The sequence below is a fragment of the Labrys sedimenti genome (assembly GCF_034424805.1).
Classification (GTDB): Bacteria; Pseudomonadota; Alphaproteobacteria; order Rhizobiales; family Labraceae; genus Labrys; species Labrys sedimenti.
Window position 1 is genome coordinate 56,284 of sequence record NZ_JAXOUF010000024.1, and the last position, 15,578, is coordinate 71,861.

Annotated in this window: 13 protein-coding genes; 3 read left to right on the forward strand and 10 right to left on the reverse strand. The window is 63.6% G+C overall.

Annotated features, from left to right (window positions below; translation table 11 throughout):
* Window positions 1-10: 10 nt before the first annotated feature.
* From U1R88_RS31710 to U1R88_RS31755, 10 genes are all read right to left on the reverse strand, one after another.
* Window positions 11-883, reverse strand: coding sequence for an ABC transporter permease (locus U1R88_RS31710; protein ID WP_322434891.1), 873 nt, complete (start codon window positions 881-883; stop codon window positions 11-13).
* Entirely contained in the window at window positions 864-1,970 is a 1,107-nt protein-coding gene (locus tag U1R88_RS31715) for a glycosyltransferase family 4 protein (protein ID WP_322434892.1), read from the reverse strand. Before U1R88_RS31715 ends, U1R88_RS31710 begins: the two co-directional genes overlap by 20 nt.
* Window positions 1,948-3,777, reverse strand: a complete 1,830-nt coding sequence (gene asnB / locus U1R88_RS31720) for an asparagine synthase (glutamine-hydrolyzing) (protein ID WP_322434893.1) — start codon at window positions 3,775-3,777, stop codon at window positions 1,948-1,950. The genes U1R88_RS31715 and asnB overlap by 23 nt, the downstream gene beginning before the upstream one ends.
* A gap of 25 nt (window positions 3,778-3,802) precedes the next feature.
* On the reverse strand, window positions 3,803-4,456 hold the full coding sequence (locus U1R88_RS31725) for a hypothetical protein (protein ID WP_322434894.1): 654 nt from the start codon (window positions 4,454-4,456) through the stop codon (window positions 3,803-3,805).
* The gene (locus U1R88_RS31730; protein ID WP_322434895.1) at window positions 4,453-6,666 is read right to left on the reverse strand and encodes a GumC family protein; all 2,214 of its coding nucleotides are present in this window, start codon (window positions 6,664-6,666) and stop codon (window positions 4,453-4,455) included. Before U1R88_RS31730 ends, U1R88_RS31725 begins: the two co-directional genes overlap by 4 nt.
* Before the next feature lie 52 nt (window positions 6,667-6,718).
* A complete protein-coding gene (locus tag U1R88_RS31735) occupies window positions 6,719-8,155 on the reverse strand; it encodes an O-antigen ligase family protein (protein WP_322434896.1) in 1,437 nt (478 codons plus the stop codon).
* 115 nt (window positions 8,156-8,270) lie between these two features.
* Window positions 8,271-8,807, reverse strand: coding sequence for a transcription termination/antitermination protein NusG (gene nusG / locus U1R88_RS31740; RefSeq protein ID WP_322434897.1), 537 nt, complete (start codon window positions 8,805-8,807; stop codon window positions 8,271-8,273).
* 127 nt (window positions 8,808-8,934) lie between these two features.
* Window positions 8,935-9,612, reverse strand: coding sequence for a hypothetical protein (locus U1R88_RS31745; protein ID WP_322434898.1), 678 nt, complete (start codon window positions 9,610-9,612; stop codon window positions 8,935-8,937).
* A gap of 13 nt (window positions 9,613-9,625) precedes the next feature.
* Window positions 9,626-10,984 carry an outer membrane beta-barrel protein gene (locus tag U1R88_RS31750; RefSeq protein ID WP_322434899.1) on the reverse strand — a complete coding sequence of 453 codons (1,359 nt, stop codon included), beginning with the start codon at window positions 10,982-10,984 and terminating at the stop codon, window positions 9,626-9,628.
* Window positions 10,985-11,013: 29 nt separating this feature from the next.
* Window positions 11,014-11,604 (reverse strand): polysaccharide biosynthesis/export family protein, encoded by a 591-nt coding sequence (locus tag U1R88_RS31755; protein ID WP_322434900.1) that lies wholly within the window; start codon window positions 11,602-11,604, stop codon window positions 11,014-11,016.
* Window positions 11,605-11,820: 216 nt separating this feature from the next.
* On the opposite strand from U1R88_RS31755, the gene U1R88_RS31760 reads away from it, so the two are divergent.
* The 3 genes from U1R88_RS31760 (at window position 11,821) to U1R88_RS31770 (ending at window position 15,506) form a co-directional block, all read left to right on the forward strand.
* A complete protein-coding gene (locus tag U1R88_RS31760) occupies window positions 11,821-12,561 on the forward strand; it encodes a metallophosphoesterase family protein (RefSeq protein ID WP_322434904.1) in 741 nt (246 codons plus the stop codon).
* Window positions 12,562-12,998: 437 nt separating this feature from the next.
* Window positions 12,999-14,243, forward strand: a complete 1,245-nt coding sequence (locus U1R88_RS31765; protein WP_322434901.1) for a sugar transferase — start codon at window positions 12,999-13,001, stop codon at window positions 14,241-14,243.
* A gap of 21 nt (window positions 14,244-14,264) precedes the next feature.
* Entirely contained in the window at window positions 14,265-15,506 is a 1,242-nt protein-coding gene (locus U1R88_RS31770; RefSeq protein ID WP_322434902.1) for a glycosyltransferase family 4 protein, read from the forward strand.
* Window positions 15,507-15,578 lie beyond the last annotated feature (72 nt).

The window sequence follows — 15,578 nt, forward strand, 5'->3', positions numbered from 1 at the left end:
TCGTTCGGCCTCAGAGGATATCCGCAAAGCGCCTCTCCACTCGTTCAAAATACCACACGCCGAGGACGAAGAGCCCGAGCGACAGGAGCAGCGAGAGGCTGATCGACAGCCAATCGAAAGGATGCCCGAGAAACGCAGAGCGAAAACCTTCCACCAGCCCGGCCATGGGATTGAGGAACAAGAGCCAGCGCCAGGGTTCGGGCACCAGGCTGGCCGGATACACGACCGGGGTGGCGAACATCCAGAACTGCAGCAGGAAGGGCACGACAAAGCGGAAATCACGATAGGTTGCCGTGAGAGCCGAAAGCCCGATGCCGATGCCCAGCGCGCAGAGGATGACTCCGGCCATCAGAAGAGGGGCCGCAAGAAGGTTGATGCTCCAGCCGACGCCGTAGATCAGCATCATCACCAGCAATATGGCTGTGGTGACCAGGAAGTCGACCAGGCCAGCCCCCGTGGAAGCGAGCGGGATGATCAGGCGCGGGAAATAGACCTTGCTGATCAGGTTGACGGAACCGACCAGCGATCCGGCTGCCGCGGCCAGGGCGTTGGAGAAGAAGACCCAAGGCAGAAGGCCGGCATAGACGAAGATCGGATAAGGCGAGCCATCGGTGGGGATCTTGGCGAGATGCCCGAACAGCACCGAAAAGATCAGCATCAGCAAAACGGGCTGGATGATCGCCCAGGCGAAGCCCAGCACGGTCTGCTTGTAGCGGACTTTGATATCGCGCTCCGTCAGCACCCAGGCGAGGTCACGATAGCGCCAGATCTCGTAGAGGTCGGTAAAGCTCCACAGCCGGTCCGGGCCGATGATCGTGACCGCCGGCGGCGGCTCCGGCGGAGGCCGGTTGCCCCTGATTGGATCAGAATCGGCTTGATACAAGATGGTCGACCTGTGCGGCGAATTGGGAGAAGGCAAAGCGGTTGGGCCGCTCTCGCTGGAGGCTGCCTCGATCGAGACAGGTAATGATTGCTTCGGCGAGAGCGTGGGGGGCGTCGGGGTCGACGAGGGTGCCGAGTTCTCCGTCCGCCAGGGCATCGGTGCTGCCATCCCCCCTGGCCGCGACGATCGGCAGTCCGGTGGCGGCCGCCTCCAGGAAGACGATGCCAAATCCCTCTCCGGTGCTGGGCATGGCGAAGACGTCGGCCAGGCGATAGATATCCGGCAGTTGTGCCTGGGAAACCGGCCCGGTGAAACGCATCAGCTCCGATACCCCCAGCCGCTGCCCGATCCGGGCGAGGCGGTCGCGATCATCCCCGTCGCCGGCGATGAGGTAGAGTATGTCGGGATGGTGGCTCCTGATCGCAGGCAGGGCCTCGATGACACGGTCATGGCCCTTGTAGCGTTCCTGCGAGGACAGGCGGCCCACGGTGAGGATCACCCTGCGTCCCCGCGTGCCCAGGCGAGCGGCGAGCTCGGCAGGCGGAGCGTCCGGCGAAAAGCGTTCGTCGACGGTGTTCGGCAGGACGCGCAGGAGCCCGGGTTCAACGTCGAGCCATGCCAGGGCGCGGCTTCGGGTGGCTCGGCTGACGGCGGTGATCAAATCGGCCTGCCGCACGGCTCGGCGGATGGCGAGGTTCGGCCTGGCCCAGCTCTCGATGCCGTGCAGCTGCAGCCAGAGCGGTATCCGAGCCAACCTGGAAAGCGCCGCCGCAAGCGGCGCCATGAAGAGGTGGCCGCAGAAGATCAGGTCATAGCGCTGCGAACGTACTTGCTTGGATGCAGCCAGGCTATAGGCCACCCGGCCTGCCCGGGATGCAAGCTGAACGACTTGGGCGGGCAGGCCCGCGGCATCCCCCGCCGACCGGGGCAGCACGACAATATCCTCCACTGCGGTACTTGCGGCCAAAGCGGTGAGAAAATCCTGGTTGTAGCGCGCAATGCCGCCGGCCATGCCCCAGCCATCGGTCAACAAGGCCAAGACCCTCAGCGGCCGCGAAGCCATGTCATGCGAACTGGCGATGGACAAGGCGGCTCCAGTCGCGCGCCCAGCCGTGCCGGAGCGGCTTGCGCCGAGCGGGCGCTGAACCGAGGGGGGATGCCTGCAACCACTCGGCGATCGGCAGGGCGAAACCGGTCTTGGGCCGGTCGAGCACGGCCTGCGGCAAAGGCTGGGTCGGGGCCCGGGCAAGCGCTGCCTTGCCGGCGGTGCCCCGCAGGTCGAGCCGGGCCGAACGCCTGAGCACCTCGCTGTCGACAAGGGGCGTCCTGATCTCGACGGAATGCGCCATGCCGGCCCAATCGGTGTCGCGAAGCAGTTGGTTGCGCAGATAAAGGCTCGATTCCAGCGTGGCGACGCACGCGAAGGGCTCCTTCGACTGTCCGTGCAACGGGGCCCCGATCAGTTTCAAGGGTCCAAGGCGGCGCAGGCCTACCTCGATTGTGTCGCGATCGAGGACCTCGCTTAGTTCCCATGGTAGGTAAAGCCCGCGCTTGAGCAGATAGGCACCGGCATAGGACCCCCCATATTCGGGCAGACCGGCGAGCTTGGGATGAAGGCGCAGTCGCCTTACGAGCGGCTTGCCGAGCCGGCGCAGACCCTTGCCGAGCAGCGGGATGCGCGAAGGCACCCGCAAGGCGCTTACCCAGCGTGGAATGTCCCGGAAGGAAGGGTAGCCGCCGAGAAGCTCGTCGCCGCCCAATCCCGACAGCACCGCCTTGAGGCCGAGCTGACGGGCCGTCTTGGCGGCAAACCAGGTGTTGAGGCCATCGATGCTGGGCTGGTCCATGGCCTCGAAGAAAAGCGGCAGATCGGCCTCGAACTCGCTTCTGGTGATCATGCGCGTGACGTGGCGTGTGCCGTAGAAGCGGGCGATCTCGGCAGCCGGCGGCGTTTCGTCTGCCGGCGTGTCGGCGAATTCCTCAAATCCGATGGTGATGGTCCTGATCTGCCGGGCACCGGCATCGCGCATGAGGCCGACAAGGGCGGCGGAATCGACGCCGGCGGAAAGAAAGGCGCCGACTTCGACATCACCGGCCAGATGGTGCCGCACCGAGTCCAAAGCGATATCGGCAAAGGCTGCGGGCTTGCCGCGTCCTTCTCCCGGATCACGCTCCGCGGCATCATAAACGGACGCCACCTGGTGATAGCTGCGCGGCACCTGGGCGCCGGCGCGATCGACCAGCATCGTCGAGCCCGCCGGCAGGGCCCGAACCTCGCGGAAGCAGGTGTAAGGTTCGGGCACACTGCCGAATAAATAGAAGCCGACGTCACCGGCCGGATCCCGGTCGCGGGAGACGCCGCCTCCGGCAATCAAGGTCTTGACCTGGCTGGCGAAGCGGAACACCCAGCCGTCATCGCTGTAATAAAGCGGTTTGATGCCATAGGGATCGCGCGCCAGAAACAGGGTACGGGCGGTCGTATCGTAGATGGCGAAGGCGAACATGCCGCGCAGCCGCGTCACCATCGCCGCGCCGCAGCGGGCGTAGAGATGCAGCAGCACCTCGGTGTCGGACAGGGTCCTGAATTCGGCGCCTTCCGCCTGCAGGGCTTCGCGCAAGGCGAGGTGATTGTAGATCTCGCCATTGAAGACGATGACATGACGGCCATCGGCGCTCGCCATCGGCTGCAAGGCGCGGTCCGCGAGATCGATAATGGCGAGGCGCCGATGGGCCAGGCCCAGGCGTCCGGCCGGATCGAACCATTCGCCACTGGCATCGGGCCCGCGCCGGGCCATGTGACGGCTCATCGCACTCAGTTCCGGGCGGCTGATGGCGTTGGCCGCATAATGATAGGCAAAAATGCCGGCGACGCCGCACATCAGGCAGGCGGCCATGGACTGATGTTCGGGTCAACCGGTATCATGGAACCGCTCTCTCAGGCCGGTTCGAGGCAGCCGGGTCGAGACCGAGATCGCCGAGCCTTGCCTGGTTCATGCCGCCCACCTGGTGCAGCAGCGCCGAGAGTTCGGTGCGGGTGGCGGAGGCGTTCGACAGGGTGAGGCGCATGACCAGCTTGTCCGAAGCCTCGAGGCGTTCCCAGCCGCCGACGATATCCTGCGCGGTGCGGCGGTGGAGGTCGTCGGGCAAGGCGGTCCACAGCGGCAGGGCGAAGAGGGCGCGGCTCGCCATCAGGACCGATTCATTCGGCCCCGTCAGCGCCGACAGCCGCAGGGCCTGCGCGACCTCAGTCATGCCCTTGCCGCTGGCGAGCCGCGCCGTGGCCAGATCGAGCCAGGCGCTGCTCGACAGAGGTTGCCGCCTCAGCAGGCGGACGGAGTCCTCGATCGTTCCGGCGGGCTGGGCCTGGGTGATGGCGGGCTGCATGGCAGCTTCGGTCAGGGCGCCGGTTTCCAGTGCCGTTGCAAAGGTTCTGAGAGAGGTTATGTCGCCACTTTCTCCAACCTGGCGCTCGGCAAGGGCAAAGCCGAGGATAGGAACCGAGCGCCAGACCGCAAGGCCGGCCACGGCCATGCAGAGGACCGCCGTGCCTATCCGCGCAACCCGAGCGCTCATTTTTCGTAATATTTCCGGTAGTAGCGGCTGCCATAATAGTAGCCATAGGCAAAGCGGCCGTATTTCTTGGCCTTGTCATCCATGATGTGATTGAACACGACGCCGGCCACCTTCTTCTGGCCGGCGATCTGGCGCAGCGATTGCTGTACCATTTCGCGGGCCGTAGAGGCCCAGCGCACGATATAGATTACCTTGTCGACGAGATTGGACACGATGACCGGGTCGATCACCGGCCCCATCGGCGGCGTATCCACGATCACCACGTCGAACCGGCTGCGTACCTTTGCCATCAGCGCCTTCATGCGCTCGGAGGCGAGGAGATCGGGCTGGTTCTTGCTCTCGCCGCCGGCGCAAAGCGCCCAGATCCGAAGCTTTTCGCTGTAGAACAGCGCCTGCTCGAGTTCGATCTCGCCCAGCAGACACTCGATCAGACCGGGGCCCTTCTCGGTCCGCAATTGCGAAGAAGCAGAGGGATGGCGAAGATCGCAATCGATGAAGAGCACATTCTGGCCCGACTGGGCCGCCGAGGTCGCCATCATCAGGGCAATCGTCGTCTTCCCCTCGCCCGGCAGGGTGGACGTTACCTGCACCACTTTGGGCGGATGGTCGACATCGCTCATCTGCACGGCGCTACGCAGGGAACGTATGGCCTCCGAACTGCGCGCCAAAGGCATTCGCAGGGGATATTCGGGCAGGCTGAGGAGGCGGCCATTCACATCCTTGGTGCGCGGCGAGAAGCGGGAGATCGAAGCGAGCAACGGCATTTCGAGCAGTGTCTCGATCTCGCGCGGCGTGGTGAAGCCGGCGTTCAGTGCCTCCTTGAGATAGGCCGCGCCGATTCCAGCGATCAACCCGAGAATGAGCGAGGTCAGGATGATCTGCGTGCGTTTGGGGGAAGAGGGGATGCCGGGCGCCGATGCGGGTGTTATGATCCGCGCGTCGCGCGCTTCAAAGGTCGATTGTTCCTGGGTGAGGCGCGCACGCTGCAGGAAATCCTCGAACAGGCTCTTGTTGACGGCAGCAGTCCGCTCGAGCTCGCGCAGGGTGATCGTCTTGGAAGCGTCGAGGTCGGATTGGCCGGAGGCCTCCTTCAAGGCCTGCTCGGCCGCGTCCTGGCGGGCCAAGGCTAGATTGTAGTTGCTCCTGACATCGCTGGCGATCTGGCGCAGCGTGTTGGCGATGCTGCGGCGGACATCCGACAATTGGGCCCTGACGTTGACGACCTGGGGATGGGCGCCGGTATAGCGCGCCAGGAGGTCCGCCTCCTGGCGGGACAGGTCGTTTTCTTGCCGCCGAAGATCGGCCAGCACGCCGGAACTGGCCGCCTCGGGCAGGGCGTCGAGCTTGCCGCGCTCGGCCTGGATCTTGGTCAGCAGATCCAGATGCGACTTCCTCTCGGCCGTATCGGCGCGCGCCGCCACCAGCCGGCCGTTCAATTGCGTGAGCTGCTCCTGGTTGAGCGTGGCGCCGGGGACGGCCTGCGCGAGATTGTTGTCGGCCCGGAACTTGGCTACCGCTTCCTCGGAGAGGCGCAATTGCTGGCGCAGTTCCACCAGCCGGTCGTTCAGCCAGTTCGAGGCGCGCTTGGCCGCCTCGAAGCGGGCGTCGAGCTTGTCGACGACATAGGCATCGGCAATCGCATTGGCCAGTTGCATGGCCTTGGCCGGGCTGTCGGACGTGTAGGATACGTTGATCACATAGGCTTGGCCGGCGCGTGAAATCACCACCTCATTCTTGAGGCCCTCGACGGCGGCGACCATGGCCGGCGACATCGCGTCATCGGATCCGCCGGCAGAAGCCGGAGATGCCGATGGGGAGGAGCCGGCACTGTCCTGGGAGGGTTGGGCGGGGGTGTCGCCACCGCCGAGCAGGCCCTCCTTGAGCACCACGCGCTTGAGCAGGACGGTGGAGCGCATCACGGCGATTTCGCTCTCGACCACGGACAGGTCGAGGGCAGTGTCGGTGTAGATGGAGTCCGGACCCGCAGCCTTTTCCTTGCGGGGGTCCAGCAGCAATTGGGTGGTGGCGGTGTAGAGGGGCGTTTGCCTGGCGATATAGATCGCCCCCAGCAGCGCAGCCAGGATGGTCCAGGCCAGAATGAAGGCCCATTGGCGCCAGACGAAGTTGACGGTATCGCGGATATCGAATCCGCCGCCCTGGGCTTCGCCGTCGTCCAATCCGCGCACCCTCGTGTCGAGACGGTTCAACATCTGGCGCAGCTCCGATCGTGATCTGGGATCCATCTGCAGTTCATGACAGTTTCTAATCCGACAGGTTCACGCTGGAACTGGCCCATTGGGACACGCCAGCTCCGAGCAGGGCCATGAAGGTCAGCGAGATAGCCTGGATCTGCAGGCTGAAGTCGACGAGCGCATGCACGCCCAGCAGCGCGCCCGCGCCGATGGCACAGATCAGCGGCGCCCGGTGCCGTCGCCGGCGAAAGGCGCCGACCATGCAAAGTCCGACGAGCCAGGCCATCAGGCCTATCAGCATGGTTCCGAAGATAAGGCCAAGCCCTTGTAAAACCTCAAGATAGGTGTTGTGTGCCTTGTCCCACACGCCAGTCGTCGAAATGGATTGATCGCGATAGACGGGAAAAATATCGGTAAAGGTGCCGTAGCCAAACCCCGACAGGGGGGCATCCTGCAGGGAACGGATCATGATGTCGTTGACCGCCGCCCGGCTCGTATCGGTCAGGCCGGATGCGGCGATACGCCCGAAGACGATGTCCCCCATGAAGACGACGGCGCCTCCCAGGGCCAGCAGCGGCAGGAGAAGCACGGAAATCCGCTGGAGGATGGATCCATGCAAGCGCGGGAACGATAGGACCAGCACGCAGGCGAGGCCTGCAGCGGTGGCGATGACGCCTCCGCGCGAACCGCTCGCCATGAGCGCGCCGAGTGCCAGCAATCCTGCGCCGATCTCGGCCCAATGGAGCTGTGCGATCAGGCGGATGAAATGGCCACGCTGACGGGGATCGGGACCGGTCGCCGAGGCTGCTCCGGACTTCAGCGCCCTGAGCCACAGGGTCAAGGCGATGATGACGCCGATGCCGGCATAGGCGGCCAGGCTGTTGCGGTTGATGAAGGTCGATCGCACTTGGCCGGGTGCAGGGCCGTCCAGATACGGGATCCTCGAAGCCTCGAAGACCGCAAGGTAGAGCCCCAGCGCCGCGTAGACGGCAATGATGGCCATGACCGCATAGAGCAGCAGATGCGCCCGGGGCGCTGAACGGCAAAGCTGGAGCGCCAGCCAGAACACGCTGGCGTCGGTGACCAGGCGAAGGAGCCCGAGTGCGCTCGCGCCGGGATCGACGCTGATCGTGCCGATGACGGGTTCGCCGAGCGCCTGCGCAGCCAGAGGCCAGATGGGATGAGCCAGCGAAGGCGGCATCCCCGGGGAAATCTGCAGGAGGATCCAGCCGGCTACGCAAGTGAAAAGACCCATGGGTACCAGGAGGTGCCGTGCAGCGACCGCATGGGGTCGAACCAGGACGATTCGGGTGAGTTCGTAGGCGATGACCAGTCCCGGGAACAGGATGCCGTTCACCCCCCAAGCCATCGCCCGGTTGCTGCCGAGCCAGGCCGGAGCCCAGGCAAGGCCGAGGATGAGAGCCGCCAGGAAAAGCCTCTCGACACCGCCAGTCGTCGTCCCAGCACGAGACGTCAGGTGCTCATCCGCAAGCGTGCCGCTCGCCAATTCCGCCTGCCTCGATCGCAACGTCGTCCATTTTTGCCATGCTACCGCCGTTAGGGTGAAACGGTGTGTCTCACCCTCTGTCCGATATCGGGTGGCCGGCATAAGCCGGCCAGTATCAAACTGCCTCCAGCGCTCGCCTGGGCAGGTTGATCTCCACGGCCCGCCCCATGATCTCCAGCAGCACGCGGGCGCGCTCGTTGGGATCGAGGCGCATCAGCGGGCCGATGCTTTCGGTAAACGGCCCCAGCTTCACGCGAACCGTCTGTCCCTGTGCAAGATCGCGGTCGAGCCGCGCAATGCCCTCGGCATCGACATAGGTCAGGATGGTCTCGACCACGCCATCGGGCACCGCGAGGGGCAGGTTGGAGCCCATCACCACCTGCACCACGCCGATGGTGCCGTTGATCGAGCGCCAGCGTTCGCGTTCCAGATCGAGGCGCACGAACAGATAGCCGGGAAAGAGGGCATGGAGGGCGATCCGGCGCTTGCGCGCATGCAGGACGGTACGCTGTGTACGCGGCAGGAAGACCTCGAAGCCCTGCGCTTCCAGATTGAAGCGCGCAGTCTCCTCCGAGCGGGCGCGTGTCTGCACGACATACCAGCGCTGCCCGTTTGCATTGGCCTGAAGCAGGCAGGATGGGGCAATGCTCATGATTGCAACCGGTACAGGGGGCTGTTCCGGGGCGGCGCCCTTTCGATGACGCTTCCCGATTTTGCAAACGCATCGCTACTGAACAACATGAGCCCAGGCTCGCGGAAATGACCGAATCTGGCAACCATCAATTTCGACTTATCGGCAGGCCGGGGGGGACCGAGGAGGTCCAGCCCGCGGCGTTGTGGGGGCTTTGATAGACTGGCGCAAAACAACCTTTCGGGCTGCCCGAGGCCGTAGCGAGTGCTGCGAATTGCTGGCGGGCAAGGGCTGTCAGCAGGGAGGTGAGCATCTGGTTGGCGCATTGCATCGCGGCCCTGACGGGCGTGCCGCAGGTCAGCGGATAGGGTTTGACGCCGACCTTTCCGGGAAGGCACTTTTCTTGGCGTGCGGAGCGGGTAGCCACCGGCTTGAGACGACGCAACATCATGATCTTCTGCAATCGGTCCATGCATCCGGCACGGCACTGCGGACTGGATTGCGCCAATTCGTCGAAGGCGTGCAACAGGCCGCGGGCGATGGCTGCCATTTGCTCGGGATTGGAGCGGTTGGCCAAGGCGATCAGTGCGAAGGCCTGCTCAGGCTGGGCGACGGCCATTCGATAGGCGGTTCCCTCCAGGAGCTGTCCGCCATGGGGATTGGCCGAAAGTAGCCCGAGCATCTCCGGTGTCAGGTTTTCCTGCGCCTGTTCGCAGCCGAGCGGATCCGTTTCGGAAACGCAGGCCGGCGCCGGGATCGATTGTGCCTGGGCAGCCGCGACAAGCCACAGGCAGGTCAGAATTGGCAGCGTGAGCCTCGCCAGCATGGTTGAGGGCTCCCTAGTAATGGTAAGTCAATCCGACTGAAACGACGTTCTGGGTGAATGAGCTGGTGGAATTGAAAAGCGCTGCTTGCCTGTATTTCGAACTGGAGCGGTTGAACTGGTATTCGAAGGTGAGCGCCATATTACGCCATAGATCATAGCGAAGCCCGGCGCCCGCCGACCAGACCTGAGTGTGGGTGAGATTGGAGACGGCGCTGTAGCGTGTCTGGCCATAGCCGCCCTGGACATAGGTGGACCAGAGCTGGGACAGGGCATAATCGACCTGGATCCGGGACTGGAGTGTTCGGCCGGAGGCCGATTGTGCGGCCTGCGTGACGCCACCATTGCCCGAGGGAAGCAGGACGGGGGTCTGCGAGAAGGAGAGCGACTGATCGACCGAAGCGGCAATGGTGATGTATTGTGTCGGGTAGTATGAAATCCGCCCGCCGAATGCCGGCTGGTTCGTCGAACCGGAAATGCGGCGCGATCCGCTGCGGGCCTGGTAACCTACATAGATTTCGCCGCGCACGAGACGGATCAGCTCCGAGCCGAGGCCTGTCGTCACATGGTAGACGGAATCGCCCTTGACGTTCTTGTCATATCGATGGAAATCGGCGCCCCCTTCGATGAAGGCGTAGATCTGCGGGGTCAGCATGGTGGTGGCGCGAAGCGCCACATAATAGTCCGTGCCATTGAACGGGGTGGGGAAGCCGCTCTTTGCCGCAGCCCTGTCGTCGGGGCGATCGAAGCTGGCATAGATGACGCCGCCGGACAGGCGAATGGAGGTTTGATCGGTCACCTTCTTTTCGACCGCGACACCGGCCTCATAGGTATTGGTGAAAACCGAGGAATCGGTGAGCACGACGCCCGGCCGCTGCCAGGTCTGGTAGGGCGATGACCAGAACCCCGGGTTGAACATGCCGTTGGCGCGGCTGAAATCGCCGTGCAGCCGGATGGTGAGGTCCGGCAAGGGCGAATAGGTCCAGGCCGCTCCGACCTTGGCGGTGATACGGCTGCTGTCCTGATGCGACGGGTAGAGCTGGAAATCACCATTGGCATAGACGGCGAGGCGATGAATGCCATCTTCCCATGCCGCATCCAGGCGCGGCTGGATCTGCAACCCCAGGGACGATTGGCGGTGTCGGTCTTGGCCGTCGATATTGTCGTTGTAGACCGTGCCGAGGAACAGGGATGGATAGACCAGCCAGCCGCCGAAGGGCAGTCCCTCGACGAAACTCGGGCTGGCGGTGATGCCCAGGGTTTCGGCTGTCGCCTGGCTGGGCGTAGCGTCGAGCGCCGATGCGGGTTGCAGGCCGAAGCCCGGGATGAGCGCCGTCACCGATGCCAGGAAACCCAGTGACGTTGTGCGCAGCATGAACACTCCTGGCTCTCAGGCTCGAGCGGCTAGAAGTAACGCATGGGGACGCGGATAAGATCGCCCGGCAGAACGGGAATGTTCGATGAAATCGGGTATTTCTTGAACCCGCTTTCGCCGACATGCTGAATATCGATATTGGATGTGCTGGCCCTGTAGGTCGTGCCGCCGGCCACGGCCATGGCGCTCACGATATTCAGGCCGCTCTTATAGTCATATTCCCCAGGCTTGTTGACCTCTCCCAGAATATAGAAGGGCCTGAAGCTGGCGAGGTCCACGGTGACCTTGGGATCGCGCAGATATTCGCCGCTGAATTTGGAGGCGAGCGTCTTTTCCATCTGCTGCTTGCTCAGGCCCGCCGCCTTCACGGTGCCTGCAAGCGGCAGGGAGACGAAGCCGGCCGGATCGACCTGATATTCTCCGGTCAGACGGTCTTCCCCAAAGACCGTAACCCTGATCTTGTCGCCGGCCTGAATGTTCGGGGCTGCGACCGCTGCTTTCTGGATGAGGGCTTCCTGGTCGGCTTTCGAGGCAACGCCGACCGTGTCGTTTGCACAGGACGCGAGCAACAGGCAGAAAACCAGAATGAGGGCCGAAAACGGCCTCGCTTGAATACCCATACGCGACACCCACAACCCCTCGCGCCTGAGATCGGATCTATAGACAACGTAACGATAGGCGTAAGTGCGTTTTTTTGTCCAATAATTTCTCCTGTTCGCCTTGTGCTTTATTTCGTTTGCTTAATGAACAAATTCACTCGCGTGATGAAGAAGGGTGTTGATAGCTCAAGCATCGAGCGTAATCTTCGTGCCATTTGATTATAGTTCATGGCATCGATGGTGGCGTTGCCAAAGGGAGAAGGCGTGTCGACTGTCCCGCCTGGAACGAGAATTTATGCCGTTGGTGACATTCATGGCCGCCGGGACCTGCTGCTGCGGATGGAACAGCGAATCCTGGCCGACCTCGGCGGCGGTATCACCGAACCTCTGGTGGTTTTTCTGGGGGACTATGTCGATAGAGGTGCCGAGTCGGCCGGCGTGATCGAGTATTTGTCCTCCCGCCGGTTTGGTGTTGCCATCAAAGCCTTGCGTGGCAACCACGAGGATCTGCTGCTGTCCTTTCTCGATGATCCCTCGGTTCTCGATCGCTGGCGCAGATTGGGCGGCCTGGAAACGCTGCATTCCTACGGGGTCGATGTCAGCGAGGCCTTGCGCGGGCGTGGCTATCGCCAAGCCCGCGAGCAATTCGCCGCAAAGCTGCCTGGCGCCCATCGGCGATTCCTGGAAGAATTGCCCCTGAACCATGATTGCGGCGACTATTTCTTCTGCCACGCCGGGGTGAAGCCGCGTGTTGGCCTGGACCGCCAGGCAGACGAAGACCTTCTATGGATCCGGGACGAGTTTCTGAAGTTCGGCGGCAGCTTCGGCAAGATCGTAGTGCACGGCCATTCGCCCGTCTCCGAGCCGGAAATGCATGCCAATCGGATCAATGTCGATACGGGGGCCTTTGCAACCTCGCGTCTCACCGCGGTCGTGCTGGAAGGAGCAGACCGGCGTTTCTTGAGTGCCACGCCATGAGGAGCTGCAAGCCGATTATGCGGCAACAGGATCTGCGATCGCACTTTGGGAACGACAACGGTTCGGTGCGACTGCCTCGGAACTGGCAACCCTGTTTATGGGTTGGCGGCTTGACGTTGCTACAGTCATATTTATTCTGGGCCTGTAAGGAGCGTTGAATGCGGTCCCGAATCCCGACGTCATATAGTCCGCGTAAATTACGTCTGTCGCTTTTCGACGTATTGTGGGTGATTGCTGCACCGATATTGACGCTGGCATTGCGAGATATTGACCTCCTCGCCTGGCCGAATATGCCATTCGACCTTCCCGGTCCCTATCTTTTCGTTTTTGTTACGATCGCATTTGCAATTCCGGCCCTGCTCATCTGTCGCGCCGGGGATGCGATCCAGAACACGTTTTCGGTCCCCGATCTCTATGCGATCGGCGCGGTGATTGCATTGACCATCAGCGCCAGCGGTTTGGTGCTCTTCATGCTCACGCGGCTCGATGGCATACCGCGCTCGACCCCGATCCTCTACTCGCTTGTCCTGGGCGCGGGCCTGGTGGGCGGGCGGGTCTTCTCGAGGCTGGTTTCCCACGAGCGCGCCAGGGTCAGCGCCAAGCGCAACATCACCGATCTTCGCAAGGTCATCCTGATCGGCACGGACCAGTTCGCCTGGCTCGTGATCAAGCTCATCGAGAGCCAAGTGCCGGTCACCACGCAGATCATGTCCGTCCTCGACGAGGGGCCAGCGGCGACGGGACGGTCGCTCAACGGCGTGCGCGTGGCCGGGCGCGTGGGCGATCTCGGGCGCATCGTCGACGAATATGCCCTGCATGGCGTGACGATTGACGCGGTGTGGCTGTCCATGGAACCTGGCCAGCTGGAGACGGCCAGCCTCCGGTTCGTCACGGAAGAGTGTGATCGCCGGGGCATCGCGCTCAAGAGCGTGGCGCAGGCGCTGGAGCTCATGCCCAAGGGTGCTGCAGGGATACCGGCCTTGCCGACGGTTGCGGTGAGGGATGAGCAGCAGCCTCCCACAGCCGTGTTGCGGCGCTATTTCGGCGTGAAGCGCGTCATCGACATCGCGGCCTCGATTAGCCTCATGGTGCTGCTGGCGCCCGTCTGGCTGCTGGTCGCCACGCTGGTGCTCTTCGACGTGGGGCGCCCCCTGCATTTCTGGCAGCAGCGGGTGGGGCGGGGAGGTCGGCATTTTTTCATCTACAAGTTCCGGACCTATCACGCTCCCTACGATGCCAAGGGGCATGTGGTTCCCGGGCCCGAGCGCCTGTCGCCGATCGGGCGCTTCATCCGGAAGATGCGGCTCGACGAGATCCCGCAATTGCTGAATGTGTTGACGGGCGAGATGTCCTTGATCGGCCCGAGGCCGCTTCTGCCGGCGGACCAGCCCGCCAATCCCGGGCTGCGCCTCGCTGTGCGGCCTGGCATCAGCGGCTGGGCCCAGGTCAATGGCGGCAATCTCGTGACCCGCGAAGAGAAGGACGCCCTCGATGAATACTACATCGACAATGCGTCCCTCGCTTTGGACCTCAAGATCGCCGTCATGACCGTGATCTTCCTGTTCGGTGGCGAACGGAGAGGGAGTGCCGCGCTCAGCCGCGCCATGGCCGCGCGCAGGGGCAGAAAGCCCCTGGCACGGGGCTTGGCGGAACAGCACTCTCCCCCGACCTATCGACGTTGATCGGAACGGCAGCGATCCCGCATGGCTTCGAAACAGCGCCGCGTCCTCCTGGTCAATCGCTACTTCCATCCCGATACGTCCGCGACCAGCCAGATCGCGTCGGACCTGGCTGCCTTCCTTGCCGAGCAGGGCTGGCAGGTAGTCGCCATCACCGGTGCTGGCCGCTATGACGAACCCAGCCGCAGACTGGACCCCGACGCGGTCCTGCCCGGCGTTTCGACCCACCGCGTCGGTCCCGTGACGGAGGCGGGCCTATCGCTGTTGAGGCGCGCCGCGGTTGCGCTCGCCGTTCACGCGGCCCTGGCCTTCGAGGTTTGGCGGCGCGCGCGGGCCGGCGATATCGTCGTGGTCAAGACCGATCCGCCGTTGCTGGGCGTCTCGCTGTTGCCGGTCGTCCTGGCGCGGCGCCTCAGGCAGGTCAACTGGCTGCAGGATGTCTATCCGGAGGTTGCCGCGGAGCTCGGCGTGAGGGCCGGCAAGGGCTTCCTCGGAAGCATCCTGCTCAGGCTACGGAACGCCAGCCTTCGCCATGCCGTCATGAATGTAGCGGTGGGCGAGAGGATGAAGGCGAAGATCACCGGATTTGGCGTGCCTGCTGCCAGGGTCACGGCGATCTCCAACTGGTGTGATGACCGCTACATCGTGCCGGCCGGGGAGCCCAGCCGGTTGCGCCGTGACTGGGGGCTGCAGGACAAGTTTGTGATCGGCTATTCGGGCAATCTCGGCCGGGCGCACGAGATCGACACGCTCATCGGTGCCGCCCGCCTGCTTCGGGACGAGCCCGGAATCGCCTTCCTGTTCATCGGAAATGGCTATCTGACCCCTTACCTCAAGCGGACCGCCGCCGAGCAAGGGCTGGAAGCGATGTTTCACTTCCAGCCCTATCAGGATGCCGGCACATTGCCGCAATCCCTGACGGTGCCGGATATTCACTGGCTGTCGCTCAATCCGCACCTGGAAGGCTTGATCGTGCCGAGCAAATTCTACGGTATCGCCGCGGCAGGCAAACCGATGATTGCGGTCATGGCCCCGGATGGGGAAATATCGAACCTGATCCGCCGGTATGATTGTGGTGCCGTCGTCGTTCCCGGCGACAGCGCGGGCTTCGCGGCGACCGTCCGCCAATGGCGCGGCCGGCCTGACCTCCTGGCGGAGAAAGGGCGCAACGCGCGCGCTCTGATCGAGAGTGGGCTTGACCGGCGTTCCAGCCTGCACGCCTGGCAGGAGCTGTTGCTGCCGATCGCAGCGCCGCCGAAAAGCTAGGCCTCGTGGACAAAGGGCAGCCACAGCAATGCGGATGCGAGGCTGACGAAGCCGAGATATGACTCTCTGGTT

Coding starts and splice junctions, on each gene's coding strand:
- asnB (WP_322434893.1), bottom strand. CDS start 3,777: ATGGCCGCCTGCCTGATGTGCGGCGTCGCCGGCATTTTTGCCTATCAT.
- U1R88_RS31725 (WP_322434894.1), bottom strand. CDS start 4,456: ATGAGCGCTCGGGTTGCGCGGATAGGCACGGCGGTCCTCTGCATGGCC.
- U1R88_RS31730 (WP_322434895.1), bottom strand. CDS start 6,666: ATGTTGAACCGTCTCGACACGAGGGTGCGCGGATTGGACGACGGCGAA.
- nusG (WP_322434897.1), bottom strand. CDS start 8,807: ATGAGCATTGCCCCATCCTGCCTGCTTCAGGCCAATGCAAACGGGCAG.
- U1R88_RS31745 (WP_322434898.1), bottom strand. CDS start 9,612: ATGCTGGCGAGGCTCACGCTGCCAATTCTGACCTGCCTGTGGCTTGTC.
- U1R88_RS31750 (WP_322434899.1), bottom strand. CDS start 10,984: ATGCTGCGCACAACGTCACTGGGTTTCCTGGCATCGGTGACGGCGCTC.
- U1R88_RS31755 (WP_322434900.1), bottom strand. CDS start 11,604: ATGGGTATTCAAGCGAGGCCGTTTTCGGCCCTCATTCTGGTTTTCTGC.
- U1R88_RS31760 (WP_322434904.1), top strand. CDS start 11,821: ATGGTGGCGTTGCCAAAGGGAGAAGGCGTGTCGACTGTCCCGCCTGGA.
- U1R88_RS31770 (WP_322434902.1), top strand. CDS start 14,265: ATGGCTTCGAAACAGCGCCGCGTCCTCCTGGTCAATCGCTACTTCCAT.